The organism is Bacillus tequilensis (genome assembly GCF_012225885.1).
GTDB lineage: Bacteria > Bacillota > Bacilli > Bacillales > Bacillaceae > Bacillus > Bacillus tequilensis.
This window is the reverse complement of the sequence record NZ_CP048852.1, coordinates 2,614,123-2,638,624: the sequence shown is the minus strand read 5'-3', so window position 1 is coordinate 2,638,624 and position 24,502 is coordinate 2,614,123. Positions and strand designations below refer to the sequence as shown.

General features: G+C 45.6%; 23 protein-coding genes, 1 other RNA gene and 1 other annotated feature. Of the genes, 22 read left to right on the top strand and 2 right to left on the bottom strand.

Features of this window, described 5'->3' with window-relative positions; all coding sequences use genetic code 11:
• The first annotated feature begins 5 nt into the window (after positions 1-5).
• The 3 genes from G4P54_RS14105 (at position 6) to dtd (ending at position 3,341) form a co-directional block, all read left to right on the top strand.
• Positions 6-518, top strand: a complete 513-nt coding sequence (locus tag G4P54_RS14105) for an adenine phosphoribosyltransferase (RefSeq protein ID WP_024714891.1) — start codon at positions 6-8, stop codon at positions 516-518.
• A 168-nt stretch (positions 519-686) separates the two neighbouring features.
• Positions 687-2,888, top strand: coding sequence for a GTP diphosphokinase (gene relA, locus G4P54_RS14100; RefSeq protein WP_024714892.1), 2,202 nt, complete (start codon positions 687-689; stop codon positions 2,886-2,888).
• A gap of 12 nt (positions 2,889-2,900) precedes the next feature.
• Entirely contained in the window at positions 2,901-3,341 is a 441-nt protein-coding gene (gene dtd / locus G4P54_RS14095) for a D-aminoacyl-tRNA deacylase (protein WP_024714893.1), read from the top strand.
• A 26-nt stretch (positions 3,342-3,367) separates the two neighbouring features.
• On the opposite strand, the gene G4P54_RS14090 is transcribed toward dtd, so the two are convergent.
• Entirely contained in the window at positions 3,368-4,921 is a 1,554-nt protein-coding gene (locus G4P54_RS14090; RefSeq protein WP_167872986.1) for an N-acetylmuramoyl-L-alanine amidase family protein, read from the bottom strand.
• A gap of 132 nt (positions 4,922-5,053) precedes the next feature.
• Here G4P54_RS14090 and G4P54_RS14085 point away from each other — a divergent pair, with 132 nt between their 5' ends.
• The 5 genes from G4P54_RS14085 (at position 5,054) to G4P54_RS14065 (ending at position 9,761) form a co-directional block, all read left to right on the top strand.
• Positions 5,054-5,224: a YrzK family protein gene (locus tag G4P54_RS14085; RefSeq protein WP_032682093.1), complete on the top strand. Its 171-nt coding sequence runs from the start codon at positions 5,054-5,056 to the stop codon at positions 5,222-5,224.
• Positions 5,225-5,283: 59 nt separating this feature from the next.
• Positions 5,284-5,515, top strand: a binding site (T-box leader).
• Positions 5,516-5,593: 78 nt separating this feature from the next.
• The gene (hisS, locus tag G4P54_RS14080) at positions 5,594-6,868 is read left to right on the top strand and encodes a histidine--tRNA ligase (RefSeq protein WP_167872985.1); all 1,275 of its coding nucleotides are present in this window, start codon (positions 5,594-5,596) and stop codon (positions 6,866-6,868) included.
• A 13-nt stretch (positions 6,869-6,881) separates the two neighbouring features.
• Complete coding sequence (aspS, locus tag G4P54_RS14075) at positions 6,882-8,660, top strand: aspartate--tRNA ligase (RefSeq protein WP_167872984.1); 1,779 nt, start codon at positions 6,882-6,884, stop codon at positions 8,658-8,660.
• 60 nt (positions 8,661-8,720) lie between these two features.
• Positions 8,721-8,913: non-coding RNA, 6S RNA (ssrS, locus tag G4P54_RS14070), on the top strand.
• A gap of 83 nt (positions 8,914-8,996) precedes the next feature.
• Positions 8,997-9,761 (top strand): tRNA threonylcarbamoyladenosine dehydratase, encoded by a 765-nt coding sequence (locus G4P54_RS14065; protein WP_024714898.1) that lies wholly within the window; start codon positions 8,997-8,999, stop codon positions 9,759-9,761.
• 40 nt (positions 9,762-9,801) lie between these two features.
• Here the strand turns inward: G4P54_RS14065 and G4P54_RS14060 are convergent, their stop codons facing one another.
• Positions 9,802-11,067 carry a replication-associated recombination protein A gene (locus tag G4P54_RS14060; RefSeq protein WP_167872983.1) on the bottom strand — a complete coding sequence of 422 codons (1,266 nt, stop codon included), beginning with the start codon at positions 11,065-11,067 and terminating at the stop codon, positions 9,802-9,804.
• Between the two features lie 202 nt (positions 11,068-11,269).
• Between G4P54_RS14060 and cymR the strand changes: the two genes are divergently transcribed.
• The 14 genes from cymR to mltG all read left to right on the top strand — a co-directional run bounded on the left by cymR (position 11,270) and on the right by mltG (position 24,459).
• Complete coding sequence (gene cymR, locus G4P54_RS14055) at positions 11,270-11,686, top strand: cysteine metabolism transcriptional regulator CymR (RefSeq protein WP_003225879.1); 417 nt, start codon at positions 11,270-11,272, stop codon at positions 11,684-11,686.
• Between the two features lie 18 nt (positions 11,687-11,704).
• On the top strand, positions 11,705-12,847 hold the full coding sequence (locus tag G4P54_RS14050; RefSeq protein WP_167872982.1) for a cysteine desulfurase family protein: 1,143 nt from the start codon (positions 11,705-11,707) through the stop codon (positions 12,845-12,847).
• Positions 12,848-12,874: 27 nt separating this feature from the next.
• On the top strand, positions 12,875-13,990 hold the full coding sequence (mnmA, locus tag G4P54_RS14045; RefSeq protein WP_167872981.1) for a tRNA 2-thiouridine(34) synthase MnmA: 1,116 nt from the start codon (positions 12,875-12,877) through the stop codon (positions 13,988-13,990).
• Positions 13,991-14,075: 85 nt separating this feature from the next.
• A complete protein-coding gene (locus G4P54_RS14040) occupies positions 14,076-14,696 on the top strand; it encodes a tetratricopeptide repeat protein (protein WP_217448317.1) in 621 nt (206 codons plus the stop codon).
• Positions 14,697-14,720: 24 nt separating this feature from the next.
• The gene (gene recD2 / locus G4P54_RS14035) at positions 14,721-17,117 is read left to right on the top strand and encodes an SF1B family DNA helicase RecD2 (RefSeq protein WP_167872979.1); all 2,397 of its coding nucleotides are present in this window, start codon (positions 14,721-14,723) and stop codon (positions 17,115-17,117) included.
• A 34-nt stretch (positions 17,118-17,151) separates the two neighbouring features.
• The gene (locus G4P54_RS14030) at positions 17,152-17,676 is read left to right on the top strand and encodes a PRC-barrel domain-containing protein (protein WP_167872978.1); all 525 of its coding nucleotides are present in this window, start codon (positions 17,152-17,154) and stop codon (positions 17,674-17,676) included.
• A gap of 11 nt (positions 17,677-17,687) precedes the next feature.
• A complete protein-coding gene (locus tag G4P54_RS14025) occupies positions 17,688-17,879 on the top strand; it encodes a YrzR-like zinc ribbon domain (RefSeq protein WP_003225893.1) in 192 nt (63 codons plus the stop codon).
• A 21-nt stretch (positions 17,880-17,900) separates the two neighbouring features.
• Positions 17,901-18,032, top strand: coding sequence for a YrzQ family protein (locus G4P54_RS14020; protein ID WP_003225895.1), 132 nt, complete (start codon positions 17,901-17,903; stop codon positions 18,030-18,032).
• Between the two features lie 97 nt (positions 18,033-18,129).
• Positions 18,130-19,191 (top strand): AI-2E family transporter, encoded by a 1,062-nt coding sequence (locus G4P54_RS14015; RefSeq protein WP_167872977.1) that lies wholly within the window; start codon positions 18,130-18,132, stop codon positions 19,189-19,191.
• A gap of 337 nt (positions 19,192-19,528) precedes the next feature.
• On the top strand, positions 19,529-22,165 hold the full coding sequence (alaS, locus tag G4P54_RS14010; RefSeq protein WP_167872976.1) for an alanine--tRNA ligase: 2,637 nt from the start codon (positions 19,529-19,531) through the stop codon (positions 22,163-22,165).
• 84 nt (positions 22,166-22,249) lie between these two features.
• Positions 22,250-22,516, top strand: a complete 267-nt coding sequence (locus tag G4P54_RS14005; protein ID WP_003225903.1) for an IreB family regulatory phosphoprotein — start codon at positions 22,250-22,252, stop codon at positions 22,514-22,516.
• Between the two features lie 3 nt (positions 22,517-22,519).
• Entirely contained in the window at positions 22,520-22,936 is a 417-nt protein-coding gene (ruvX, locus tag G4P54_RS14000) for a Holliday junction resolvase RuvX (RefSeq protein ID WP_024714907.1), read from the top strand.
• A gap of 17 nt (positions 22,937-22,953) precedes the next feature.
• On the top strand, positions 22,954-23,235 hold the full coding sequence (locus tag G4P54_RS13995) for a DUF1292 domain-containing protein (protein ID WP_024714908.1): 282 nt from the start codon (positions 22,954-22,956) through the stop codon (positions 23,233-23,235).
• 141 nt (positions 23,236-23,376) lie between these two features.
• Positions 23,377-24,459, top strand: coding sequence for an endolytic transglycosylase MltG (gene mltG, locus G4P54_RS13990; protein ID WP_167872975.1), 1,083 nt, complete (start codon positions 23,377-23,379; stop codon positions 24,457-24,459).
• Positions 24,460-24,502: the final 43 nt, after the last annotated feature.

Sequence of the window (24,502 nt, the reverse complement as noted above, 5' to 3'; positions counted from 1 at the left end):
AACAGATGGATTTAAAACAATACGTAACAATTGTACCGGATTACCCGAAAGAGGGCGTGCAATTTAAAGATATTACGACACTGATGGATAAAGGCGAGGTATACCGTTATGCCACAGATCAAATCGTTGAATATGCGAAAGAAAAGCAAATTGATTTGGTCGTCGGCCCGGAAGCGCGCGGCTTTATTATCGGCTGTCCCGTTGCTTACGCGCTTGGCGTAGGTTTTGCGCCGGTCCGCAAAGAAGGCAAGCTGCCTCGTGAAGTGATCAAAGTGGACTACGGCTTGGAATACGGAAAAGACGTATTAACGATCCACAAAGATGCGATTAGACCGGGTCAGCGTGTGCTTATTACAGATGACCTGCTTGCGACAGGCGGCACCATTGAAGCCACAATCAAACTTGTTGAAGAGCTTGGCGGCGTTGTTGCTGGCATCGCTTTCTTGATCGAGCTTTCTTACCTTGATGGCAGAGAAAAGCTTGAAGATTATGACATACTAACATTGATGAAATACTGAGGATAATCGCATAACGAAAAAAGCACTCCGTGTCAGGGTGCTTTTTTCCTATTGTTTTGCATTTATTTTATATAATATTTGGCTATTTGTACTTCTGCCCTTTACATCTTTCGTTTTTTTCTTGATAATTAACTACAATACAGTTTACATTCTAAAAAAGGTGATTCCATGGCGAACGAACAAGTATTGACTGCCGAGCAGGTTATTGATAAAGCGCGCAGTTATCTATCTGATGAGCATATCGCATTTGTTGAAAAAGCATATCTGTACGCTGAAGATGCTCATCGCGAGCAATACCGCAAATCGGGCGAGCCATATATTATTCATCCGATTCAAGTTGCGGGGATTCTCGTTGATCTTGAAATGGACCCTTCCACCATCGCGGGCGGATTTCTGCACGATGTCGTGGAAGATACAAATGTGACGCTCGATGACCTGAAAGAAGCATTTTCCGAAGAAGTGGCAATGCTTGTGGACGGCGTAACAAAGCTCGGTAAAATTAAATATAAATCACAAGAGGAACAGCAGGCGGAAAATCATCGCAAAATGTTTGTCGCTATGGCTCAAGATATCCGGGTCATACTGATCAAGCTGGCGGATCGTCTTCACAATATGCGGACGCTGAAGCACCTGCCTCAGGAAAAACAGCGGAGAATTTCCAATGAAACGCTGGAGATTTTTGCTCCATTGGCGCATCGTCTCGGGATTTCAAAAATTAAGTGGGAATTGGAAGATACGGCGCTCCGTTATTTGAATCCTCAGCAATATTACAGAATTGTCAACCTTATGAAGAAGAAGCGCGCAGAACGTGAGCTTTATGTCGATGAGGTTGTCAATGAAGTGAAGAAACGTGTCGAAGAAGTGAATATCAAAGCTGACTTCTCGGGACGTCCGAAACATATTTACAGCATTTATCGAAAAATGGTGCTGCAAAATAAGCAATTCAATGAAATTTACGATTTACTGGCTGTCCGTATTCTTGTGAATAGCATAAAGGACTGCTACGCGGTGCTCGGCATCATTCACACATGCTGGAAGCCGATGCCCGGCAGATTTAAAGATTATATCGCAATGCCGAAGCCAAATATGTATCAATCGCTGCATACAACTGTGATCGGGCCTAAAGGCGATCCGCTGGAGGTGCAGATCCGCACCTTTGAAATGCATGAAATTGCGGAATACGGGGTTGCGGCTCATTGGGCTTATAAAGAAGGGAAAGCGGCTAATGAAGCCGCAACCTTTGAGAAAAAGCTTTCTTGGTTCCGTGAGATTTTAGAATTCCAGAATGAATCAACAGATGCAGAAGAATTTATGGAATCGCTCAAAATCGATTTGTTTTCCGACATGGTGTATGTCTTTACGCCAAAAGGAGATGTAATCGAGCTTCCGTCCGGTTCAGTGCCGATTGATTTTTCTTACCGAATTCACTCTGAAATCGGCAATAAAACAATCGGTGCCAAAGTAAACGGAAAAATGGTGACGCTGGACCATAAGCTGCGGACAGGTGATATCGTTGAAATTCTCACTTCCAAGCATTCCTACGGTCCAAGCCAGGATTGGGTGAAGCTTGCCCAAACCTCTCAGGCAAAGCATAAGATCCGTCAATTCTTTAAGAAACAGCGGCGCGAAGAAAACGTCGAAAAAGGCCGTGAGCTTGTTGAAAAAGAAATTAAAAATCTAGATTTTGAAGTGAAGGATGTCTTAACGCCGGAGAATATCCAGAAGGTTGCGGATAAGTTTAATTTCTCAAATGAAGAGGATATGTACGCAGCGGTCGGCTACAATGGCATTACAGCCTTGCAAGTGGCAAACCGCCTGACGGAAAAAGAGAGAAAGCAGCGCGATCAGGAAGAACAGGAAAAGATCGTTCAGGAAGTCACTGAGCCTAAGCCATACCAACAGGGCAGAAAACGAGAAGCCGGCGTTCGCGTCAAAGGCATCGACAATCTTCTTGTCCGTTTATCAAAATGCTGCAATCCTGTACCAGGTGACGATATTGTCGGATTTATCACAAAAGGCAGAGGGGTTTCCGTCCATCGTGAAGACTGTCCGAATGTCAAAACGAATGAAGCTCAGGAGCGGCTGATTCCGGTAGAATGGGAACACGAGTCACAGGTTCAAAAGCGCAAGGAATACAACGTTGAGATAGAGATTCTTGGTTATGACCGCCGCGGATTGCTGAATGAGGTGCTTCAGGCAGTGAATGAAACGAAAACAAATATTTCATCTGTCTCAGGCAAATCGGATCGCAATAAAGTGGCAACCATTCATATGGCAATTTTTATTCAGAACATCAATCACTTGCACAAAGTCGTCGAGCGCATTAAACAGATAAGAGATATCTATTCTGTGCGCCGCGTCATGAACTAAAGGGGTTAAAAAATGAGATTAGTTGTTCAGCGAGTAACAGAAGCAAGCGTTACTGTGGATGAAGAGGTCGTCGGTCAAATTGGACAAGGTATGATGGTGCTGGTCGGCATCACTCACGAGGATACAGAAGCGGATGCCGCTTATTTAGCTGATAAAATCGTCAATCTTCGTATTTTCGATGACAGTGAAGGAAAAATGAATCTGTCTCTTTTAGATATAGGAGGAGAGATTTTATCTGTCTCGCAGTTTACGCTTTACGGAGATACGAGAAAAGGGCGCCGTCCAAACTACATGAACGCCGCCAAACCTGATAAAGCTTTAGGCCTTTATGAAAAATGGAACGATCTGCTTCGTGAAAAAGGAATCAAAGTGGAGACCGGAACGTTTGGAGCGATGATGGATGTTCAGCTTACAAACTCCGGACCGGTCACGCTTATGATGGATTCCAAATAAAAAAAGCTGCCAAGAGGCAGCTTTTTTTATTGGAAGTACTTCTCTAATCCGCTTTCGATCCCGTCTGTTACTTTTTCCTGATATGAATTGCTATGTACAATGGCTTCTTCCTGCGGGTGGCTGACATAACCCAGCTCATAGAGCATAGCGGGCTGCCTGTTTTCACGGAGCACATAATAATCTCCGAATAACACGCCGCGGTCAGGAATAGAAGAACGCTTTACCACTTCAGAGTGGACATCAGATGCCAGTTCCTGATCTTTGCCAGGACTGTAGTAATAAGCAGTGCTGCCTCTTGTGGAAGTATCGGCATAGCTGTCATAGTGAATGCTGATAAAAGCGTCGGCGTTGCGATAGTGAGACGTAGAGACCCGTGCCTGTAAGCTGACAAAGGTATCATCTTGGCGTGTCACATACACATCTGCTCCTGCTGATCTGAGTTTACCGGCAAGCAATTTCGCTGTTTTGATCGTCAAGTTTTTCTCGAATTGACTTGAATAACCGATCGTTCCGCTGTCTTTTCCTCCGTGTCCCGGGTCAACAATAATCGTTTTGTTGTTCAGAGAACCATTTCCGGAGTGTGAACCAGAAACAGGGGGCTCACCTGCTTCTTCCGCGCTTTTAGACGTTTGGACCACCCAATTGGCCACATAACCAGTTTGCCCGTTATGAAGCTTTATTTTATACCAGCTTCCCTTTGAACCGGTGATGGTGTACGAGTCGCCTTTTGCAGCACGCTCAACAGTCGAAGCGGATGTTGACGCATCACTTCTGATATTCGTTCCTCCGTATACGATATAGGCTTTTTTGGCGGAGGATGAACTGCCGGCATTTGCTGAATCTTCAGCTGGATCAGAACTAGTCAAAAGGTAATGACTTGCAACCCAGCCTTTGTGCCCGTTCGCCTCGATGTGAGCCCAGCCATTTTTCTCGTTTAGAACTGCCACTTTCGTTCCGCGATTTAGTTTCGTTATAATTGCGGCGTCATGTGAGGCGGAGGCTCTTACATTTAGTGAAGAAACACCGACCGTGCCTGCTGAAGCAGCGGAAGATTCAGTTTGACCACTCTTAGCAGACGCTGATCTGCTGCTGCCTGACGTGACATATTCAGACGATACCCATCCGGTGGCATTTTTGTAGGAAATCTTGATCCAGCCGGAATTTTTCTCAAGGACAGACGCCTGGCTGCCTTGCGGGAATTTGCCGATGACTTCGTATGAAGTGCCCGGTCCGGTTCTCATCCGCAGATCGGGGTCTGTTGATGTAACAGTGTCACTGCCTTTTGAAGAGCTTGTGCCGGCTTGGTCTTTCTTTGTAATAAGCCAGGAGACCACCCAACCCTTTTTTCCGGAGCCAAGCTGTATCTGCACCCAGTCTCCGTTTTCCTTTAAAATGGGGTAATGCTCGCCCTTTTTCACTTTCGCTGTAATGCCGTAGCTAAGTCCAGGGCCGCTTCTGACGTTCATGTCATCTGTTGCGATAACCGCTTCTCCCTGTGCGGCTGTAACGGCAGAAAAAGTCGGGAACAGGGTCCCGGTGAAAATAATACATACAATAAGAACAAAGTATTTCTTGCTCATTATGTCCTCCTTTCTGATGATCATTAAAAAAGCATTCTTGCTTAATATCGTAAAGTCCTTTCTGATTTTTAAATAAAAATAAAATGATTTGTTTATACTAGGCGTAAATACAATCAAAAAGGTGTGCAAATCATGAAATATCATCCAAAAATGGGACGTGCATTTCACGACGGTGAAGCCAATCTGCATTACAGCGATCATGCAGATCCCGATACGACCGGTTACCTTACTGAAACAGCATCTGAATTTGGTCTTATGTCCAAAGAAGCAGCGACGAGGAAAAACAACCGGAATAAAGCTTGACAGAGAACCCCAATCCCATTATTATAATAGAAATTGAGTACATAGCAAATGATGAAAGATTTGAACCAATAATGGAGAAGAGTAGGTCAGATTGCATGACTAGAGAGGAACCGCCCCAGGCTGAAAGCGGATCCCATTGTGTCTTTCGCGAAACAACACTCCGGAGGTTTCCTGCTGAACGCGTTAATTCCGTCATTAGGCAGTGAACGTGAACCTGCGTTAAAGGATCGAGCGGGAATATGAACATATTCCAACTAGGGTGGCACCACGGGTATAACTCTCGTCCCTACTATAAATTTATAGTAGGGGCGGGAGTTTTTTTATTTTCATCATGAACGATAATTGTAATTGACATAAGGAGGTCTTCATATGGGATATAACATTCCAAGAGGAACACAGGACATTCTGCCAGGAGAATCAGATCGCTGGCAGTTTGTTGAACAAATCATGAGAGACACTTGCCGCACTTATCAATATAAAGAAATCCGCACGCCGATTTTTGAGCATACGGAACTGTTTGCCAGAGGCGTCGGAGAATCTACGGATATCGTACAAAAAGAAATGTATACCTTCCAGGACCGCAAAGGCAGAAGCCTGACGCTTCGTCCGGAGGGAACAGCCGCGGCGGTTCGCGCTTTTAATGAAAACAAGCTGTTCGCAAATCCTGTTCAGCCGACAAAGCTTTATTATGTAGGGCCGATGTTCCGTTACGAACGTCCGCAGACGGGCCGCTTCCGCCAGTTTTATCAATTTGGAATTGAAGCGATTGGCTCGAAAGACCCTGCCATCGATGCAGAAGTGATGGCGCTTGCGATGAGTATTTATGAAAAAGCAGGCTTAGAAAACGTTAAGCTTGTCATAAACAGTCTCGGTGATCAAGAAAGCCGCAAAAGCTACAGAGAAGCGCTCGTGAAACATTTTGAGCCTCGCATTGAAGAGTTTTGTTCAGACTGTCAGTCACGGCTGCACACGAACCCGCTCAGAATCTTGGACTGCAAAAAAGACCGGGATCATGAGCTGATGAAATCGGCGCCATCGATTCTGACATATTTAAATGAAGAATCAGCCGCTTATTTTGAGAAAGTGAAGCAATACTTAAACGATCTTGGCATTTCGTATGAAATTGATCCTAACCTTGTGAGAGGCCTGGATTATTACAACCACACTGCATTTGAAATCATGAGCAATGCGGAAGGCTTCGGCGCAATTACGACACTTGCCGGAGGCGGACGCTACGACGGACTTGTCGAACAAATCGGCGGGCCTGAAGCACCGGGCATCGGATTTGCGATGAGCATTGAACGCCTGCTTGCCGCAATTGATGCTGAAAAAAGAGAGCTGCCAGTTGATCAGGGGATCGACTGCTACATTGTCACACTCGGCGAGAAAGCCAAGGATTATTCTGTCTCATTGGTGTACAAACTGAGAGAAGCAGGCATTTCCAGTGAAATCGATTATGAAAATAAGAAAATGAAAGGCCAGTTTAAGACGGCTGACCGCCTGAAAGCGAGATTTATTGCGATTTTGGGTGAAGATGAGCTTGCTCAAAATAAAATCAATGTTAAGGATGCAAAGACAGGCGAACAGATTGAAGTGACACTTGATGAATTTATACATGTGATGAAGGCAAACCAAAAGGGATAAGGAGTGGAACGCATTGTTTGGAAGAACATATTATTGCGGCGAAATAACTGAAAAAGCAATCGGTGAATCCGTAACGCTGAAAGGCTGGGTCCAAAAAAGACGGGACCTCGGCGGACTGATTTTTATTGACTTGCGTGACCGTACGGGAATTGTTCAAGTCGTTTTTAACCCTGATGTGTCAAAAGAAGCGCTTGCTATTGCTGAAGGCATCAGAAATGAGTACGTGCTTGATATTCAAGGTAAAGTAGTGGCGCGTGAAGAGGGAACAGTCAATGCGAATTTGAAAACAGGCGCGATTGAAATTCACGCCGATGGAGTGACCGTATTAAATGCTGCAAAGACACCTCCGTTTGCGATTTCTGATCAAGCAGAAGAGGTATCAGAGGACGTCCGTTTAAAATACCGTTACTTAGATTTGCGCAGACCGGCTATGTTTCAAACGATGCAGCTGCGCCATAACGTGACGAAAGCGGCTCGCGGCTTCTTAGATGAAAATGGATTTCTTGATATTGAAACGCCGATTTTAACAGGAAGCACACCTGAGGGCGCACGTGACTACTTGGTGCCGAGCCGTGTGCACGAAGGTGAATTTTACGCGCTGCCGCAGTCTCCGCAGCTCTTTAAACAGCTTCTGATGGTATCCGGCATTGAACGCTACTATCAGATCGCCCGCTGTTTCCGTGATGAAGACTTGCGTGCGGACCGCCAGCCAGAGTTTACACAAATCGATATTGAAATGTCCTTTATGAGCCAGGAAGATATTATGTCATTGGCTGAGGACATGATGGCAAAGATTATGCGTGATACAAAAGGTGTGGAGCTCAAGCTTCCTCTGCCTCGCATGACATATGACGAAGCGATGAACAAATACGGTTCTGATAAACCTGATACGCGTTTTGGCATGCTTTTGACAGATGTGTCTGACATTGTGAAGGATACCGACTTTAAAGTATTTTCATCAGCTGTGGAAAACGGCGGCGTTGTCAAAGCGATTAATGTAAAAGGAGGAGCCGGTGATTACTCCAGAAAAGACATCGACGCTCTTGGCACTTTTGCTGCAAACTATGGGGCGAAAGGACTTGCCTGGGTGAAAGTTGAGGCGGACGGAGTGAAGGGCCCGATCGCCAAATTCTTTGATGAAGAAAAACAGTCTGCGCTGATTGAAGCACTTGATGCCGCTGAAGGTGATTTGCTGCTGTTCGGAGCGGATAAATTCGAGATCGTAGCCGCATCACTTGGCGCCCTGCGCTTAAAGCTTGGGAAAGAACGAGGACTGATTGACGAAAACCTGTTCAATTTTTTATGGGTCATCGACTGGCCGCTTTTAGAGCATGATCCGGTGGAAGGACGTTTTTACGCGGCCCACCATCCGTTCACAATGCCTGTCCGAGAAGACCTTGAACTGATTGAAACAGCGCCTGAGGACATAAAAGCGCAAGCCTATGATCTTGTCTTAAACGGCTATGAGCTTGGTGGCGGTTCTATCCGTATTTTCGAAAAGGATATTCAGGAAAAAATGTTTGCGCTTCTTGGCTTCTCAAAAGAAGAGGCGGCTGAACAGTTCGGATTCCTGCTGGAAGCATTTGAATATGGGGCTCCTCCGCACGGCGGAATCGCGCTCGGCTTAGACCGTCTCGTTATGCTTCTCGCAGGACGTACGAACCTGAGAGATACGATTGCGTTTCCGAAAACGGCAAGCGCAAGCTGCCTGATGACAGAAGCGCCGGGCGAAGTAAGCGACGCCCAGCTTGATGAGCTTCACCTTTCCATCAAGAAAAAAGTGAAGAACTAATTGGGCAGTTGGATTCTTGAAAATTAAAATCGTCTGTGATATGATTTTGACAAGTTAAATAAAGTCCTGATGTGTTAGTTGTACACCTAGTTTTGACCGAACATTTTTTTGATTTGGGAGCCCGCATTTTTAAATGGCGTACATGCCTCTTTTCATTCGGTAAAGAGGACTTACAAGATTTAAAAGAGGGCACCCACCTGCTGAGAGCGGGTTCAAAACAAAGGAAAGCTGCAACGGCACTATTGGGACTTTATTTTTTGTGCGCAGAAAAAACGGCTGCTCATGAATCAGCCATTTTATAGATGAAAACCAGAATACGAATGTGGAGTGAGGTTCTTGTTACACCAGTTTTCACGCAATGAATTAGCTATCGGAAAAGAAGGCCTTGAAACGCTGAAAAACAGCACGGTGGCAGTGCTTGGGGTCGGCGGAGTCGGATCATTCGCGGCAGAAGCACTCGCACGGTCGGGTGTCGGCCGCATTTTGCTTGTCGACAAAGATGATGTGGACATTACAAATGTAAACCGTCAGCTTCATGCTCTTCTTTCAACTGTCGGACAGCCGAAAGTTGATTTAATGAAAGCGCGGATCGCAGACATTAACCCGGAGTGTGAAGTGATCGCGTTAAAAATGTTCTATACGGAAGAAACGTATGAGCAATTTTTTGACTATAATCTCGACTATGTCATTGACGCGTCAGACACGATTCATTATAAAATTCATTTAATGAAAGAATGTCTGAAACGGGATATTCCGCTCATTTCCAGCATGGGTGCCGCGAACAAAACGGATCCGACACGCTTCCAAATCGCAGATATTTCAAAAACGCACACTGATCCAATTGCGAAGGTCGTCCGTACGAGATTACGCAAAGAGGGCATCAAAAAAGGCGTTCAAGTGATTTTCTCTGACGAAAGCCCGATTGTCATTCGGGAAGATGTCAGAAAAGAAGTGGGAAATGACGAGGCGAAAATCCGCAAAGCAAAAATGCCGCCATCCTCTAATGCGTTTGTGCCATCAGTCGCAGGTTTGATCATGGGCGGACATGTTGTCATGGATCTTTTAAAAGACATTGAAATCAAACGCGTGAAGGATAAGTAGCGCAAAAACAGCCTTGACTATCATCAAGGCTGTTTTTGTTTTATTTTCTTTTCATTAATTTGTCGTACACCTGTTTTAAGGCGGATTCGAACTTCCCTGTCTGTTTCGGCTTGTAATATTGTTTATTCTTTAGAGGATCAGGGAGATATTGCTGTTCGACCCAGCCGTTGTCGTAATTGTGCGGGTATTTATAGTCGATCCCTCTTCCTAATTCCTGAGCTCCCTTATAATGCGCATCTTTTAAGTGCTTCGGCACATCTCCGATTTTTCCGGCTCTGATATCGGCCAGCGCCTCGTCAATTGCCAGAATGGCTGAGTTTGATTTCGGCGAGAGGCAGAGTTCAATGACCGCGTTGGCCAGCGGGATTCGCGCTTCGGGAAACCCGACTCGCTCAGCAGTCTGAATAGCGTGCAGCACTCTCGGACCGGCTTGCGGGCTTGCTAAGCCGATATCTTCATAGGCGATGACAAGCAGTCTTCTTGCGATGCTTTCCAGATCGCCAGCTTCAATTAATCTCGCCAAATAATGAAGAGCGGCGTTGGCATCAGAGCCGCGGATCGATTTTTGAAAAGCGGACAATACATCATAATGCGCATCACCATCTTTATCGTGAGAAAAGCTTTTTTTCTGCAAACATTCTTCAGCGCTTTCTAATGTAATGTGAATGACGCCGCCGGCTGACTCCTTCGTTGACAGCACGGCCAGTTCAAGCGCGTTTAAAGCGGAGCGGACATCTCCGCCGCAGCCGCGGGCAAAATGCTCCATCGCCTGATCATCAATGGATACAGAATACGCGCCGAGGCCCCGGTGCTCGTCATGAAGCGCCCGTTCCAGCGCCTGTTTTATCAGTTCGGGTGTTAACGGCTCAAGCTCAAAGATCTGTGTCCGGCTTCTGATCGCCGGATTAATGGCATGATACGGGTTAGCCGTGGTTGCTCCGATCAAAATGATCATCCCGTTTTCTAAATAGGGCAAAAGAAAATCTTGTTTCCCTTTATCCAGCCTGTGAACTTCATCCAGAATCAAAATCACCTGACCCGACATTTTCGCTTCCTGGGCTACGATTTCCATATCTTTTTTATTGTTAATGACAGCATTCAGCTTTCGAAAAGCAATACTTGTCGAACCGGCGATTGCTGTTGCGATTGATGTTTTTCCAATTCCGGGCGGCCCGTACAAAATCATGGATGACAAATGTTTTGCCTGAACCATTCTGCCGATAATTTTATCTTCAGCCACCAGATGCTGCTGGCCGATAATATCCTCTATTTTTGTCGGACGCATCCGATATGCCAATGGCTTCATCATCATCTCTCCTTACTTAATTACAGGGTAACGGAAAATCGGACATTAGAAAAGAGGAAAGGCCCGTTTCCGCCTGCCTCAATGAAAATTCGCTAAAGGTATGTTATAATAACAGTTGGTCTATTAGATTATAAACGGACGAAACATATAGAAAATTACCATTATAGATGTGGAAAATCATGAAATAACAGAGGTGTTCATGTTGAAAATATCAACTAAGGGAAGATACGGGCTTACCATTATGATCGAGCTTGCAAAAAAGCATGGTGAGGGCCCGACTTCATTAAAAAGCATCGCACAGACGAATAATTTGTCCGAGCATTATTTAGAGCAGCTGGTATCGCCGCTCAGAAATGCCGGTTTAGTGAAAAGCATCAGAGGCGCATACGGGGGATATGTATTGGGAAGCGAGCCGGATGCCATTACGGCGGGAGATATTATCCGTGTGCTTGAGGGACCGATCAGTCCTGTTGAAGTGCTGGAAGATGAGGAGCCCGCCAAGCGTGAGCTCTGGATTCGCATCCGGGATGCTGTGAAAGAGGTTTTAGACAGCACAACATTAGAGGATCTTGCCAGCTACACAGATGGAGAGCAAGAAGCTTATATGTTCTATATTTAGATCAGAGGTGTAAACATAATGGAACGGATTTATTTAGATCATGCCGCAACATCCCCGATGGATGAGCGTGTGCTGGAAAAAATGATACCGCATTTCTCCGGCAATTTCGGCAATCCATCCAGCATTCATTCATTTGGAAGAGAATCTCGGAAATGGGTGGACGAAGCAAGAGCGCAGATTGCAGCTGAAATCGGAGCGGCAGAGCAGGAGATCATTTTTACAAGCGGGGGCACTGAAGCCGACAACTTGGCTATCATGGGGACCGCACTTGCAAGAAAAGAGCTGGGCAAACATATCATCACGACAAAAATTGAACACCACGCTGTGCTTCACACATGTGAAAAGCTTGAGGAAGACGGATTTGAAGTAACGTATCTCGACGTTGATCAAAATGGAAGAGTCAGTGCAAAACAGGTGAAAGATGCACTGCGTGATGATACAATCCTTGTGACAGTGATGTATGGAAATAATGAAGTCGGAACCGTGCAGCCGATCGATGAAATCGGTGAGCTGCTGAAGGAACATCAGGCTTACTTCCATACCGATGCTGTTCAGGCATTCGGGCTTTTGCCGATTGATGTGAAAAACAGCCATATTGACCTTCTGTCTGTTTCGGGGCACAAGCTCAACGGGCCAAAAGGAACAGGCTTTTTATATGCAAGTAAAGATGTAAAACTTTCTCCGCTCTTATTCGGAGGAGAGCAAGAAAGAAAACGCCGTGCCGGAACAGAAAATGTTCCGGGCATCGTCGGGCTGAAAGAAGCGATCAAGCTGTCCAGTGAGGAACGGGGCGAAAAAAACGAGAAGTATCAATCGTTTAAAACCATCTTTGCCGACACGCTTGAACATGCCGGTGTGGCATTTGAGCTCAACGGTGACAAAGAGCATAGTCTGCCGCATGTGCTCAATCTTTATTTCCCCGGTGTATCAGTGGAAGCGCTGCTGGTGAATCTTGATATGGCGGGAGTCGCTGTCTCGAGCGGATCAGCGTGCACGGCCGGCTCAGTCCTGCCGTCGCATGTTCTGACTGCGATGTTTGGAGACGAGAGTGACCGGCTGACATCCTCAATTCGGATCAGCTTCGGCCTTGGCAATACGGCTGAGCAAGTGAAAACCGCTGCCCAACATGTGGCTGATGTTGTAAAACGACTGACACAATAAGGCGGCTTAGCTATTGGAGTGAATAAAATGGAAAAACGGCCGGAGGATACAAGAGTCGTCGTCGGCATGTCCGGCGGAGTGGACTCCTCTGTGACAGCCCTGCTGTTAAAAGAACAGGGCTATGATGTAATCGGAATCTTTATGAAAAACTGGGATGATACGGACGAAGACGGTTTTTGCACAGCGACAGAGGATTATGAAGATGTAATCCGCGTTTGCAATCAAATCGGAATTCCGTACTATGCCGTTAATTTTGAAAAGCAATACTATGAGAAGGTATTTCAATACTTCCTTGATGAATATAAAGCAGGCAGAACACCAAACCCGGATGTGCTGTGCAATAAAGAAATTAAATTCAAGGCATTTTTAGAGCATGCCCTGTCACTTGGCGCCGACTATATCGCGACTGGCCACTATGCGAGAGTAGACAGAAGCGGCGGCAAAGTCAGAATGCTGCGCGGTATTGATGAAAACAAGGATCAAACATACTTCTTGAATCAGCTGACAGAAGATACGCTGAGCAAAGTCATGTTCCCAATTGGCGAGCTTGAAAAGAGCCGTGTGCGTGAAATTGCCAAAGAAGCAGAACTTGCCACAGCGACGAAAAAAGACAGTACGGGTATTTGTTTTATCGGCGAACGCAACTTCAAAACGTTCCTCAGTCAATATCTCCCTGCACAGCCGGGCGATATGGTGACGATGGACGGAGAAGTAAAAGGACGCCACGACGGATTGATGTACTACACGATCGGACAGCGGCACGGCCTTGGCATCGGCGGGAGCGGCGAGCCGTGGTTTGCGGTTGGCAAAGATCTTGAAAAGAACATTCTCTACGTGGATCAAGGGTTCCATAACCCGCTTCTTTATTCCGACAAAATTACAGCAACGAATATCAGCTGGGTTCGTCCGGATATCATGAAGGGCGAAGAGATTTCCTGCACGGCTAAATTCCGTTACCGCCAAGAAGATCATAAAGTAACGGTGCGCATGACGGGTGAAGGCGAAGCGGAAGTCATCTTTGACGAACAAGTCCGCGCTGTTACGCCGGGACAAGCCGTTGTCTTCTATGACGGCGAAGAGTGCCTTGGCGGCGGAACAATTGATGATGTGTACAAAGACGGAACAAAATTGTGGTACGTATAAAAGATGAAAAACCTCAACAATGAGTTGGGGTTTTTTAATGAAAGGAAGATGATCGGTGGATTATAACCAACTCGGTATTGAGGCGATGCAGGAAGGCGATTACGAGAAAGCGGCAGAGGCCTTTACAAAAGCGATTGATGAAAATAAAGAAGACGCGATTCCGTATATCAATTTTGCCAACCTGCTTTCATCGGTAAATGAGCTGGAACGTGCGCTTGCGTTTTATGATAAAGCGCTTGAATTAGACGATAGCGCAGCCACTGCTTATTATGGAGCAGGAAATGTCTATGTTGTAAAAGAAATGTACAAAGAAGCGAAAGACATGTTTGAAAAAGCGCTTCGTGCCGGAATGGAAAACGGCGACCTGTTTTACATGCTCGGCACGGTGCTTGTCAAACTTGAACAGCCTAAGCTTGCACTGCCTTATTTACAAAGAGCGGTAGAACTGAATGAAAATGATACGGAAGCGCGCTTTCAATTCGGGATGTGCTTAGCGAACGAGGGCATGCTGGACGAAGCGCTCAGCCAATTCACAGCTGTAACAGATCAAGATCCCGGGCATGCTGATGCATTTTATAATGCCGGTGTTGCTTATGCTTATAAAGAAAATCGAGAAAAAGCGCTGGAAATGCTGGACAAAGCGATCGATATTCAGCCAGATCATATGCTAGCGCTTCATGCAAAAAAACTGATCGATCCATCATAACAAGCACAGGAGGAGGGACAGCTCGTGCAGCAGCATCCGGATCAGCTTCATATGGAGGAAGAGCCCTATTTAAAAGGGACAGTCAACACAGTCATTTATCATAATGACACCAATTTATATACGGTTCTGAAAGTGAAAGTCATAGAAACCTCCGAGGCCATTGAAGATAAAGCCGTATCCGTGACGGGCTACTTCCCTGCGCTTCAAGAAGAGGAGACGTACACGTTTTACGGAAAGATCGTAACCCATCCGAAGTTCGGGCTCCAATTTCAAGCGGAGCATTTCAAAAAAGAAATACCGACGACTAAGGAAGGCATTATTCAGTATTTATCGAGTGATTTGTTCGAGGGAATCGGCAAAAAAACAGCCGAAGAAATTGTGAAAAAGCTGGGCGACAGCGCGATTAATAAAATTTTAGCCGATGCTTCAGTGCTTTATGATGTTCCGAAGCTCTCAAAAAAGAAAGCAGATACGTTAGCCGGCGCCTTGCAGCGGCATCAGGGACTTGAGCAAATCATGATTTCCTTGAATCAGTTTGGCTTCGGCCCGCAGCTGTCTATGAAAATCTATCAGGCCTATGAATCCGAAACGCTTGAAAAGATTCAGGAAAACCCATATCAGCTTGTGAAGGATGTAGAAGGCATTGGATTTGGGAAAGCGGATGAGCTTGGCGGCAGAATGGGACTTTCCGGGAATCATCCAGAGCGGATAAAAGCCGCCATTTTGTACACGCTTGAAACGACTTGTTTGTCTGAAGGACATACGTACATAGAAACGGAAAAGCTGATTATCGACACCCAATCATTGTTAAACCAGTCAGCAAGGGAAGGAGAGCGCATCACAGAAATGGATGCCGCTAACGCAATAATTGCCCTTGGAGAAAATAAAGACATTGTCATAGAGGATGGCCGCTGTTATTTTCCATCGCTGTTTTACGCGGAACAAAACGTTGCAAAGCGTGTGAAACATATCGCAAGCCAAACCGAATATGACGACCAGTTTCCGGAATCGGAATTTCTGCTCGCTTTGGGAGAACTGGAAGAACGGATGAATGTTCAGTATGCCCCGAGCCAGAAGGAAGCGATTCAAAAAGCTCTTTCTTCACCGATGCTTCTTTTAACGGGAGGCCCAGGAACAGGAAAAACGACGGTCATCAGAGGGATTGTTGAACTGTACGGAGAACTTCACGGTGTGTCTCTGGACCCGTCAGCTTATAAAAAGGATGAAGCTTTCCCGATTGTATTGGCCGCACCGACAGGAAGAGCGGCGAAACGGATGAGTGAATCAACCGGTCTCCCGGCAGTCACGATTCACAGGCTGCTTGGCTGGAACGGCGCTGAGGGCTTCACCCATACAGAGGACCAGCCGATCGAAGGGAAGCTGTTAATTATCGATGAAGCCAGCATGCTTGATATATGGCTGGCGAACCATTTGTTTAAAGCGATCCCTGATCATATTCAAATTATCATAGTCGGAGACGAAGACCAGCTGCCTTCTGTCGGTCCGGGCCAAGTGCTGAGAGACCTTTTGGCATCACAGGTGATCCCGACTGTGAGACTGACAGATATCTACCGCCAGGCGGAGGGATCATCAATTGTTGAGCTTGCCCACCAGATGAAAGAAGGATTGCTGCCCAACAATTTGACTGCACCGACGAAAGACCGTTCCTTTATTCGCTGCGGAGGCTCGCAAATAAAAGAGGTCGTTGAGAAGGTTGTCGCCAATGCATTAAAAAAAGGCTATACGGCAAAGGACATTCAGGTTCTCGCTCCCATGTACAGAGGGAAAGCCGGCATCAATGAACTGAATGTGATGCTGCAGGACATATTAAATCCGCCTAAAGAAAAACCGAGAGAAATCAAGTTCGGGGATGTAGTCTACAGAACCGGTGATAAAATTCTGCAGCTTGTCAATCAGCCGGAAAACAATGTATTCAACGGAGATATTGGTGAAATCACCTCGATATTTTATGCGAAGGAAAATACAGAAAAAGAAGATATGGCCGTCGTTTCTTTTGACGGCAATGAAATGACGTTTACGAAAAAAGATTTTAACCAGTTCACCCACGCATATTGCTGCTCTATTCATAAATCGCAGGGAAGTGAATTTCCGATTGTGGTTTTGCCTGTTGTGAAGGGCTACTATAGAATGCTCAGAAGAAACCTTCTTTATACCGCCATTACAAGAGCGAAGAAATTTCTCATTTTATGCGGAGAAGAGGAGGCGTTGGAGTGGGGCGTGAAAAATAATGACGCGACTGTCAGACAGACTTCCCTGAGAAACAGGCTTTATGCACAGATTGAGGAAATGGATGCCGAGCTCGAGGCTTTGCAAAAAGAGCTTCCGTTCAGCGTGCACGACGCCAATATAGGAATGGAAGGCATCACGCCATTTGATTTTATGAAAGAAGAACAGCTGTAAAAAACTCCCGTGTCAGCGGGAGTTTTTTCATCGTATGAGTCAAAGGCGCAAAGCAAAACCTAAGCCTGTTCAACAAAAGGTGGTTGATCACACTTTGAGAACATGCCATGAGGTAGAAGGATTCCCAGTATACTCAGAACGAACTTCTTGTTATCTCGGGACAATTTCTGATATTTGTTTTTCTCTGAAGGGAAATTGTCTTGGGTTTATTCTTGCACAAAAACGCTTTTTGCATCATCATCATGCCCTATTACAGGCGTGTGATATCTCTTGCATTCTGGATGACCGCATATTGGCCTCGGTCAGTTCAGACCAGCTTCTGCCTCTTCCGAAATCGTGTTTCACATATGAGCAGATGAAAATGAAGTTTGTGAAATCACAAGAAGGGGATATATTGGGGATGCTGGAAGATGTATACTTTTGTTTGGACAGGGGCATAATCGTAGCATATGAACTCTCGGACGGTTTCTTTTCTGACCTGGCGGGAAGCAAGCGCCAGATCCAAAGAGCGGATTCGCTTGTCGAGGTGCGGAAGGACGAGATCGTTCTGAACGGATAGAGGTGTGAGATATGCTTATATGCCCGAACTGCAAAAGTAAGGATATCGGGAAAATCGGCGTGAACCAATATTATTGCTGGGGCTGTTTTATTGAACTGACAGTGGCGAAAGGGAAAATTGCAACTCATCAGGTGGAAGAAGACGGAACGTTAAGCAGCTTGGATGATTTGTTTTCTGAGGATGAACGCAGCATCAATTTTTAATGATGAAAGGAGATGCGCAGGATGAATCGGACGATGACTTCTCTTTTGGCATTGGGAGCAGGAGCTCTCGTATATCGAATGGCGACTCAATCCGACATGCTGAATAATCGAAGCATGAAACGGATGAGAAGAAGAATAACGAAAATGTTTTAACGCGAAAAAGGATACTCTTCGAGGAGTATCCTTTTTTGTTATAAGGAAGAGAATAATTCGCACCATTCCTCAAAAGATATAGAAGAGGTGAAATCAGATGCTTCAAAAACCGGTGCAGCTTTTATTGTGGGTTGCCATTTGTTTGCTGGTCCTGTTGACGGTTTACGTCTTTTTTATGCTTGATATGTTATGGTCGCCATTTTGGCTTGTCATCAAAACAATTTTTATTCCCTTGGTTATTTCTATTTTTATTTCTTATTTATTGCTTCCGGTCACAGAGTGGCTGCACGACAAAGGACTGCCGAGGACTTTGAGCATCTTGGTGATTTATGTGATTTTCTTTGGCGGAATTGGCTGGGCGCTGTACAAAGGGGTTCCTGTTTTAATTGTCCAGCTGACGGATTTATCAGAAAATATACCTCTGTTTGCCGAAACGTATAACGGGCTCCTTCTTCATGTGCATAACCATACGGATGATTGGCCTGACGGCATGCATCACCGAATAGATAACATGATCCGCCAGACCGAGGCGTTTTTTGCGGGGGCGATAGAAGGTGCAATCAGCGGAATCCGCAACGTGCTCGATTATTTCTTGATTGCGGCAACTATTCCTTTTCTCGTGTTTTATATGGTAAAGGACATTGACTTAATGAAAAAGACGGTATGGTACTTGACTCCGAAGTCATGGAGAAAGCGGGGCAGCGCCTTTTTGCGGGATGTGGACGACTCCCTTGGCGATTATATCCGCGGCCAGCTTCTTGTCTGCTTGATTCTCGGGGTGATCGCGGGCATTACCTTCTGGATATTCGGGCTTCCGTATCCGCTGATCTTAGGCCTGATTTCTGGAGTAACGAATGTCATCCCGTATTTTGGCCCTTTCATTGGAGCGGTTCCTGCGCTATTAATCGCAATGACCATCTCAGTGAAGGCGGTTCTTGTTGTGGTGATCACAGTGTTTATTCTGCAGTTTATGGAAGGAAATATCCTCAGTCCGTTCATTGTCGGCAGAAGCCTTAAAATGCATCCGGTCGTCATCATGCTTGCACTCCTTGCCGGAGGAGAGCTTGCGGGAATCGTCGGAATGATTTTGGCTGTTCCGGCGACGGCAGTTTTAAAAGTGATGATGATCCATTTTTTGCGGATGAGGACGGAGCATTGACATTGGCGTGCAGCTTGTCTATAATTTCTCGTAGAATACATACGAATCTCTAGTGACGGATCTGAGTACGCCGAAGCCCTGTTAAAGAGAGAAGCTCCGTAAGCTGAAAGGAGCTTTATCAGAAGATCGGAGGAAGCTAATCCTGAGTGCAGTTAATCACTGCCGCACATCCTGCGTTACAGGGTAAAAGGTGACGGGCGAATGCTGAGCAAGGCCCGTAATCAGGGTGGTACCGCGAGACAGCTCTCGTCCCTGTGTAAACGTGTGGTTTGCATAGGGGGAGGGCTTTTTTGCTGTCACTGAAGAGAATTTCGATTTTTATAGAGGAGGACATACAATGAAACACTTAACTTCTGCGGAAGTGCGTCAAATGTTTTTGGATTTCTTTAAAGAAAAAGGACATGCGGTTGAGCCAAGCGCGTCACTAGTGCCGCATGAGGATCCTTCACTGCTTTGGATCAACAGCGGTGTTGCGACGCTGAAAAAATATTTTGACGGCCGTGTCGTTCCGGAAAATCCAAGAATCGTAAACGCTCAAAAAGCGATCAGAACAAACGATATAGAAAATGTAGGTAAAACCGCGCGCCATCATACATTCTTTGAAATGCTTGGAAACTTTTCTATCGGCGATTATTTTAAAGAAGAAGCCATTACATGGGCTTGGGAGTTTTTAACGAGTGACAAGTGGATCGGCTTCGACGAGGAGCTTCTCTCTGTTACGGTTCACCCTGAAGATGAAGAGGCGTATGAGTTCTGGTCGAAAAAAATCGGTATTCCTGAAGAAAGAATTATCCGTCTGGAAGGGAACTTCTGGGATATCGGTGAAGGGCCGAGCGGACCGAACACGGAGATTTTCTACGACCGCGGTGAAGCATACGGTAATGATCCGGACGATCCGGAGCTTTACCCAGGCGGAGAAAATGACCGTTACCTGGAAGTATGGAACCTAGTGTTCTCTGAGTTCAACCATAATCCTGACGGGACCTACACGCCGCTTCCGAAGAAAAACATTGATACGGGTATGGGACTTGAACGAATGGTATCTGTCATCCAGAATGTTCCGACAAACTTTGATACTGATTTGTTTGTTCCGATTATCAAAGCTACAGAATCTATTTCTGGTGAATCATATGGCAAAGACAATGTAAAAGACACGGCGTTTAAAGTGATTGCCGACCACATCAGAACGGTTGCTTTTGCCGTCAGTGACGGGGCTCTTCCATCAAACGAAGGCCGCGGCTATGTGTTAAGACGTTTGTTGCGCCGGGCCGTGCGTTATGCCAAAACGATCAACATCCACCGTCCGTTCATGTTCGATTTAGTGCCGGTTGTCGCTGAAGTCATGGCTGATTTCTATCCTGAAGTGAAAGAAAAAGGGGACTTCATCGCAAAAGTGATCAAAACTGAGGAAGAGCGCTTCCACGAAACACTTAATGAAGGGCTTGCCATCCTGTCGGAAATGATCAAAAAAGAAAAAGACAAGGGCAGCAGCGTGATTTCAGGCGCCGACGTGTTTAAGCTGTACGATACGTACGGATTCCCGGTTGAGCTGACTGAAGAATACGCGGAAGACGAAAACATGACGGTTGACCAGCAAGGATTTGAAGAAGAAATGAACCAGCAGCGTGAACGGGCAAGAAACGCACGCCAAGATGTCGGCAGCATGCAGGTGCAGGGCGGTGCATTGCGCGACGTGACCGACGAAAGCACATTTGTCGGCTACGCTCAAACCAAGTCTGATGCCAATGTCATTGTGCTTCTTCAGGACGGCCAATTAATCGAAGAGGCTCATGAAGGAGAAAGCGTTCAAATCATTCTTGATGAAACACCGTTCTATGCGGAAAGCGGCGGCCAAATCGGTGATAAAGGCTATCTCCGCAGCGAACAGGCTGTTGTAAAAATTAAAGATGTCCAAAAAGCGCCGAACGGCCAGCATGTTCATGAAGGTGTTGTGGAAAGCGGAACTGTACAAAAAGGCCTTCAAGTGACCGCTGAAGTTGAAGACCGTATGAGAAGCGGCGTCATTAAAAACCATACGGCAACACATTTATTGCATCAAGCATTGAAAGACGTTCTTGGAACTCATGTCAATCAGGCGGGATCTCTTGTGACTGAAAACCGTCTTCGTTTTGACTTCTCGCATTTTGGCCAAGTGACAAAAGAAGAGCTTGAACAAATTGAAAGAATCGTAAACGAAAAGATCTGGGCGAGCATTCCGGTCAGCATTGATCTAAAACCGATTGCTGAAGCAAAAGAAATGGGCGCTATGGCTCTGTTCGGCGAAAAATACGGCGATATTGTCCGGGTCGTTCAAGTAGGAGAGTACAGCTTAGAGCTGTGCGGCGGCTGCCACGTCAGAAATACAGCGGAAATCGGCCTGTTTAAAATCGTTTCTGAATCTGGAATCGGAGCGGGCACGAGACGGATTGAAGCTGTAACAGGACAAGGCGCTTACGTCGAAATGAACAGCCAGATTTCTGTATTGAAGCAGGCTGCTGACGAGCTGAAAACAAATATCAAAGAAGTGCCGAAACGGGTTGCGGCTCTGCAGACAGAACTGAAGGAAGCGCAAAGAGAGAATGAATCTCTTCTAGCGAAACTCGGCAACGTGGAAGCAGGAGCGATCCTCTCGAAAGTAAAAGAAGTTAACGGCGTGAGTGTGCTTGCGGAAAAAGTAAATGCGAAAGACATGAACCACCTCCGCACGATGGTGGATGAACTCAAAGCAAAGCTTGGCTCTGCGGTGATCGTACTAGGTGCGGTACAAAACGATAAAGTCAACATCTCTGCCGGGGTAACGAAGGATCTCATAGAGAAAGGCCTTCATGCCGGCAAGCTGGTTAAACAAGCTGCGGAAGTTTGCGGCGGCGGCGGCGGCGGCCGTCCGGATATGGCACAGGCAGGCGGCAAACAGCCGGAACAATTGGAAGAAGCTTTGGCTTCTGTAGAAGATTGGGTGAAATCCGTTTTATAATTTGCCCATGTAGTGTAGAATGATGGTAAGATTAGGACCCCAGGCTGAACTTTGCCTGCGAATTTGGGAAAGAGGTGCAAAACGGTGAGCTCGTTTGATAAAACGATGAAATTTAATTTCTCCGATGATTCTGCTGAGACTAACGTAAATGAGGTGCTGATTACAGTATATGACGCGCTTCAGGAAAAGGGCTACAATCCAATCAATCAGATTGTCGGATACTTGCTGTCAGGTGATCCCGCTTATATTCCTAGGCATCGTGACGCTCGCAATTTAATTCGGAAACTTGAAAGAGACGAATTAATCGAGGAATTGGTGAAGTCTTATTTAGAACAGCATAAAGAGGCGTAAAGAATGAGAATATTAGGACTCGATTTAGGAACCAAAACACTCGGTGTTGCTCTGAGCGATGAAATGGGCTGGACTGCTCAAGGCATTGAGACCATAAAGATAAATGAAGCGGAAGGCGATTATGGTTTATCTCGTTTATCTGAACTGATAAAGGACTATACTATAGATAAAATCGTGCTCGGCTTTCCTAAGAATATGAACGGAACAGTCGGCCCGAGAGGCGAAGCCAGCCAAATATTTGCTAAAGTGCTTGAAACAACGTACAATGTTCCTGTTGTGCTGTGGGACGAGCGTCTTACCACAATGGCGGCTGAAAAAATGCTGATTGCAGCTGATGTCAGCAGGCAAAAACGAAAAAAAGTCATTGATAAAATGGCGGCTGTTATGATTTTGCAAGGATATCTTGACAGCTTAAATTAAAGCCAGAGGTGAAGAAAATGGAACACGGCGAAAAAAATATTACAATTGTTGATGAACAAGGAAATGAACAGCTTTGTGAAGTGCTGTTTACATTTGAAAACGAAGAGTTTGGCAAGTCTTATGTGTTGTACTACCCTATCGAAACAAAAGATGACGAAGAAGTAGAAATTCTTGCTTCCAGCTTCACGCCAAACGAAGACGGTGAAAACGGTGAGCTGTTCCCAATCGAAACTGACGAGGAATGGGACATGATCGAAGAAACACTCAACACGTTTTTAGCGAACGAAGACGAAGAATAAAACACCGCGTAAGACTAAAGCCGGAGCCAAAATGCTCCGGCTTTTTTTCTGCTGTATGAAGGCCTCTTTCGCCCTTTTTTTGTAATAAATTGCCGAAATACAATGAATCATGTAGTATAAGAGCTGATGGGAGGAGACCTAATGTATATCAATCAGCAAAAAAAATCATTTTTTAATAAAAAAAGAATCGTACTGTCTTCCATTATTGTGCTGCTTCTCATCATTGGCGGGGCATTTTTATATGGGAAATCATTGCTTGAACCTGTAGAAAAAGACAGTAAAACGACAGTGAACATTAACATTCCGAGCGGCTCGTCTGTTTCGGCCATCGCATCGATATTAAAGAAAAATGATGTTATAAAAAGCGAAAAGGCATTTCAGTATTATGTGAAATATAAAGGTGCCTCCGGGTTTCAGGCGGGATACTACCATCTGAATAAAGGGATGGATTTAGACGCGATTATTCATAAGCTGACAAGCGGGGCTACAAGCTACGCCTTTCAAATTACGGTGACTGAGGGAGCTCAGCTGACCCAAATCGCGGCCGCTATTGCTGATGAAACAAAATACTCTAAAAAACAAGTGTTAGCGAAGCTTGACGATAAAACATTTATCAATCAGCTGAAGAAAGAATTCCCGGACACTGTGACAAACGATGTTTTCAATAAGAACATTAAGCATCCGCTGGAAGGGTACCTATTCCCGGCTACATACCCTTTTAACGATCCGGACACGTCACTTGACGACATGATCAAGGCAATGATCGAACAGACAAATTCTTATGTGGAAACCTACAAATCAGAAATGAAGAAAAAGAATCTTTCTGTGCATAAGCTGCTGACGATGGCTTCTTTGATAGAGGAAGAAGCGACTGAAAAAGCCGACCGTCATAAAATTGCGAGCGTCTTTTATAACCGTCTGAAGAAGAAAATGCCGCTCCAAACAGATCCGACCGTCCTGTATGCGGCAGGCAAGCATAAAGATCGGGTTCTTTATAAGGATCTGGAACTCGATTCGCCGTATAATACGTATAAAAACACGGGACTGACGCCAGGGCCGATTGCCAACGCCGGCTTGTCATCATGGGAAGCGGCGCTGTATCCAGATCAAACGGACTATCTGTACTTCTTAGCAAAGTCAAATGGTGAGGTCGTATTTACAAAAACGCTAAAAGAGCATAATAAAGCAAAAGAAAAATACATTTCCTCAAAAAGTGAGAAATAAAAGGAGAGCAAGAAGCTCTCCTTTTATTCGCTTTCCGTAAGGA

Bases quoted from the DNA above. Each gene is read 5' to 3' on its own strand.
- G4P54_RS14105 (WP_024714891.1), top strand. From the start codon at position 6: ATGGATTTAAAACAATACGTAACAATTGTACCGGATTACCCGAAAGAG.
- relA (WP_024714892.1), top strand. From the start codon at position 687: ATGGCGAACGAACAAGTATTGACTGCCGAGCAGGTTATTGATAAAGCG.
- dtd (WP_024714893.1), top strand. From the start codon at position 2,901: ATGAGATTAGTTGTTCAGCGAGTAACAGAAGCAAGCGTTACTGTGGAT.
- G4P54_RS14090 (WP_167872986.1), bottom strand. From the start codon at position 4,921: ATGAGCAAGAAATACTTTGTTCTTATTGTATGTATTATTTTCACCGGG.
- G4P54_RS14085 (WP_032682093.1), top strand. From the start codon at position 5,054: ATGAAATATCATCCAAAAATGGGACGTGCATTTCACGACGGTGAAGCC.
- hisS (WP_167872985.1), top strand. From the start codon at position 5,594: ATGGGATATAACATTCCAAGAGGAACACAGGACATTCTGCCAGGAGAA.
- G4P54_RS14060 (WP_167872983.1), bottom strand. From the start codon at position 11,067: ATGAAGCCATTGGCATATCGGATGCGTCCGACAAAAATAGAGGATATT.
- G4P54_RS14050 (WP_167872982.1), top strand. From the start codon at position 11,705: ATGGAACGGATTTATTTAGATCATGCCGCAACATCCCCGATGGATGAG.
- mnmA (WP_167872981.1), top strand. From the start codon at position 12,875: ATGGAAAAACGGCCGGAGGATACAAGAGTCGTCGTCGGCATGTCCGGC.
- G4P54_RS14040 (WP_217448317.1), top strand. From the start codon at position 14,076: ATGCAGGAAGGCGATTACGAGAAAGCGGCAGAGGCCTTTACAAAAGCG.
- G4P54_RS14030 (WP_167872978.1), top strand. From the start codon at position 17,152: ATGAGTCAAAGGCGCAAAGCAAAACCTAAGCCTGTTCAACAAAAGGTG.
- G4P54_RS14025 (WP_003225893.1), top strand. From the start codon at position 17,688: ATGCTTATATGCCCGAACTGCAAAAGTAAGGATATCGGGAAAATCGGC.
- G4P54_RS14020 (WP_003225895.1), top strand. From the start codon at position 17,901: ATGAATCGGACGATGACTTCTCTTTTGGCATTGGGAGCAGGAGCTCTC.
- G4P54_RS14015 (WP_167872977.1), top strand. From the start codon at position 18,130: ATGCTTCAAAAACCGGTGCAGCTTTTATTGTGGGTTGCCATTTGTTTG.
- alaS (WP_167872976.1), top strand. From the start codon at position 19,529: ATGAAACACTTAACTTCTGCGGAAGTGCGTCAAATGTTTTTGGATTTC.
- ruvX (WP_024714907.1), top strand. From the start codon at position 22,520: ATGAGAATATTAGGACTCGATTTAGGAACCAAAACACTCGGTGTTGCT.
- G4P54_RS13995 (WP_024714908.1), top strand. From the start codon at position 22,954: ATGGAACACGGCGAAAAAAATATTACAATTGTTGATGAACAAGGAAAT.
- mltG (WP_167872975.1), top strand. From the start codon at position 23,377: ATGTATATCAATCAGCAAAAAAAATCATTTTTTAATAAAAAAAGAATC.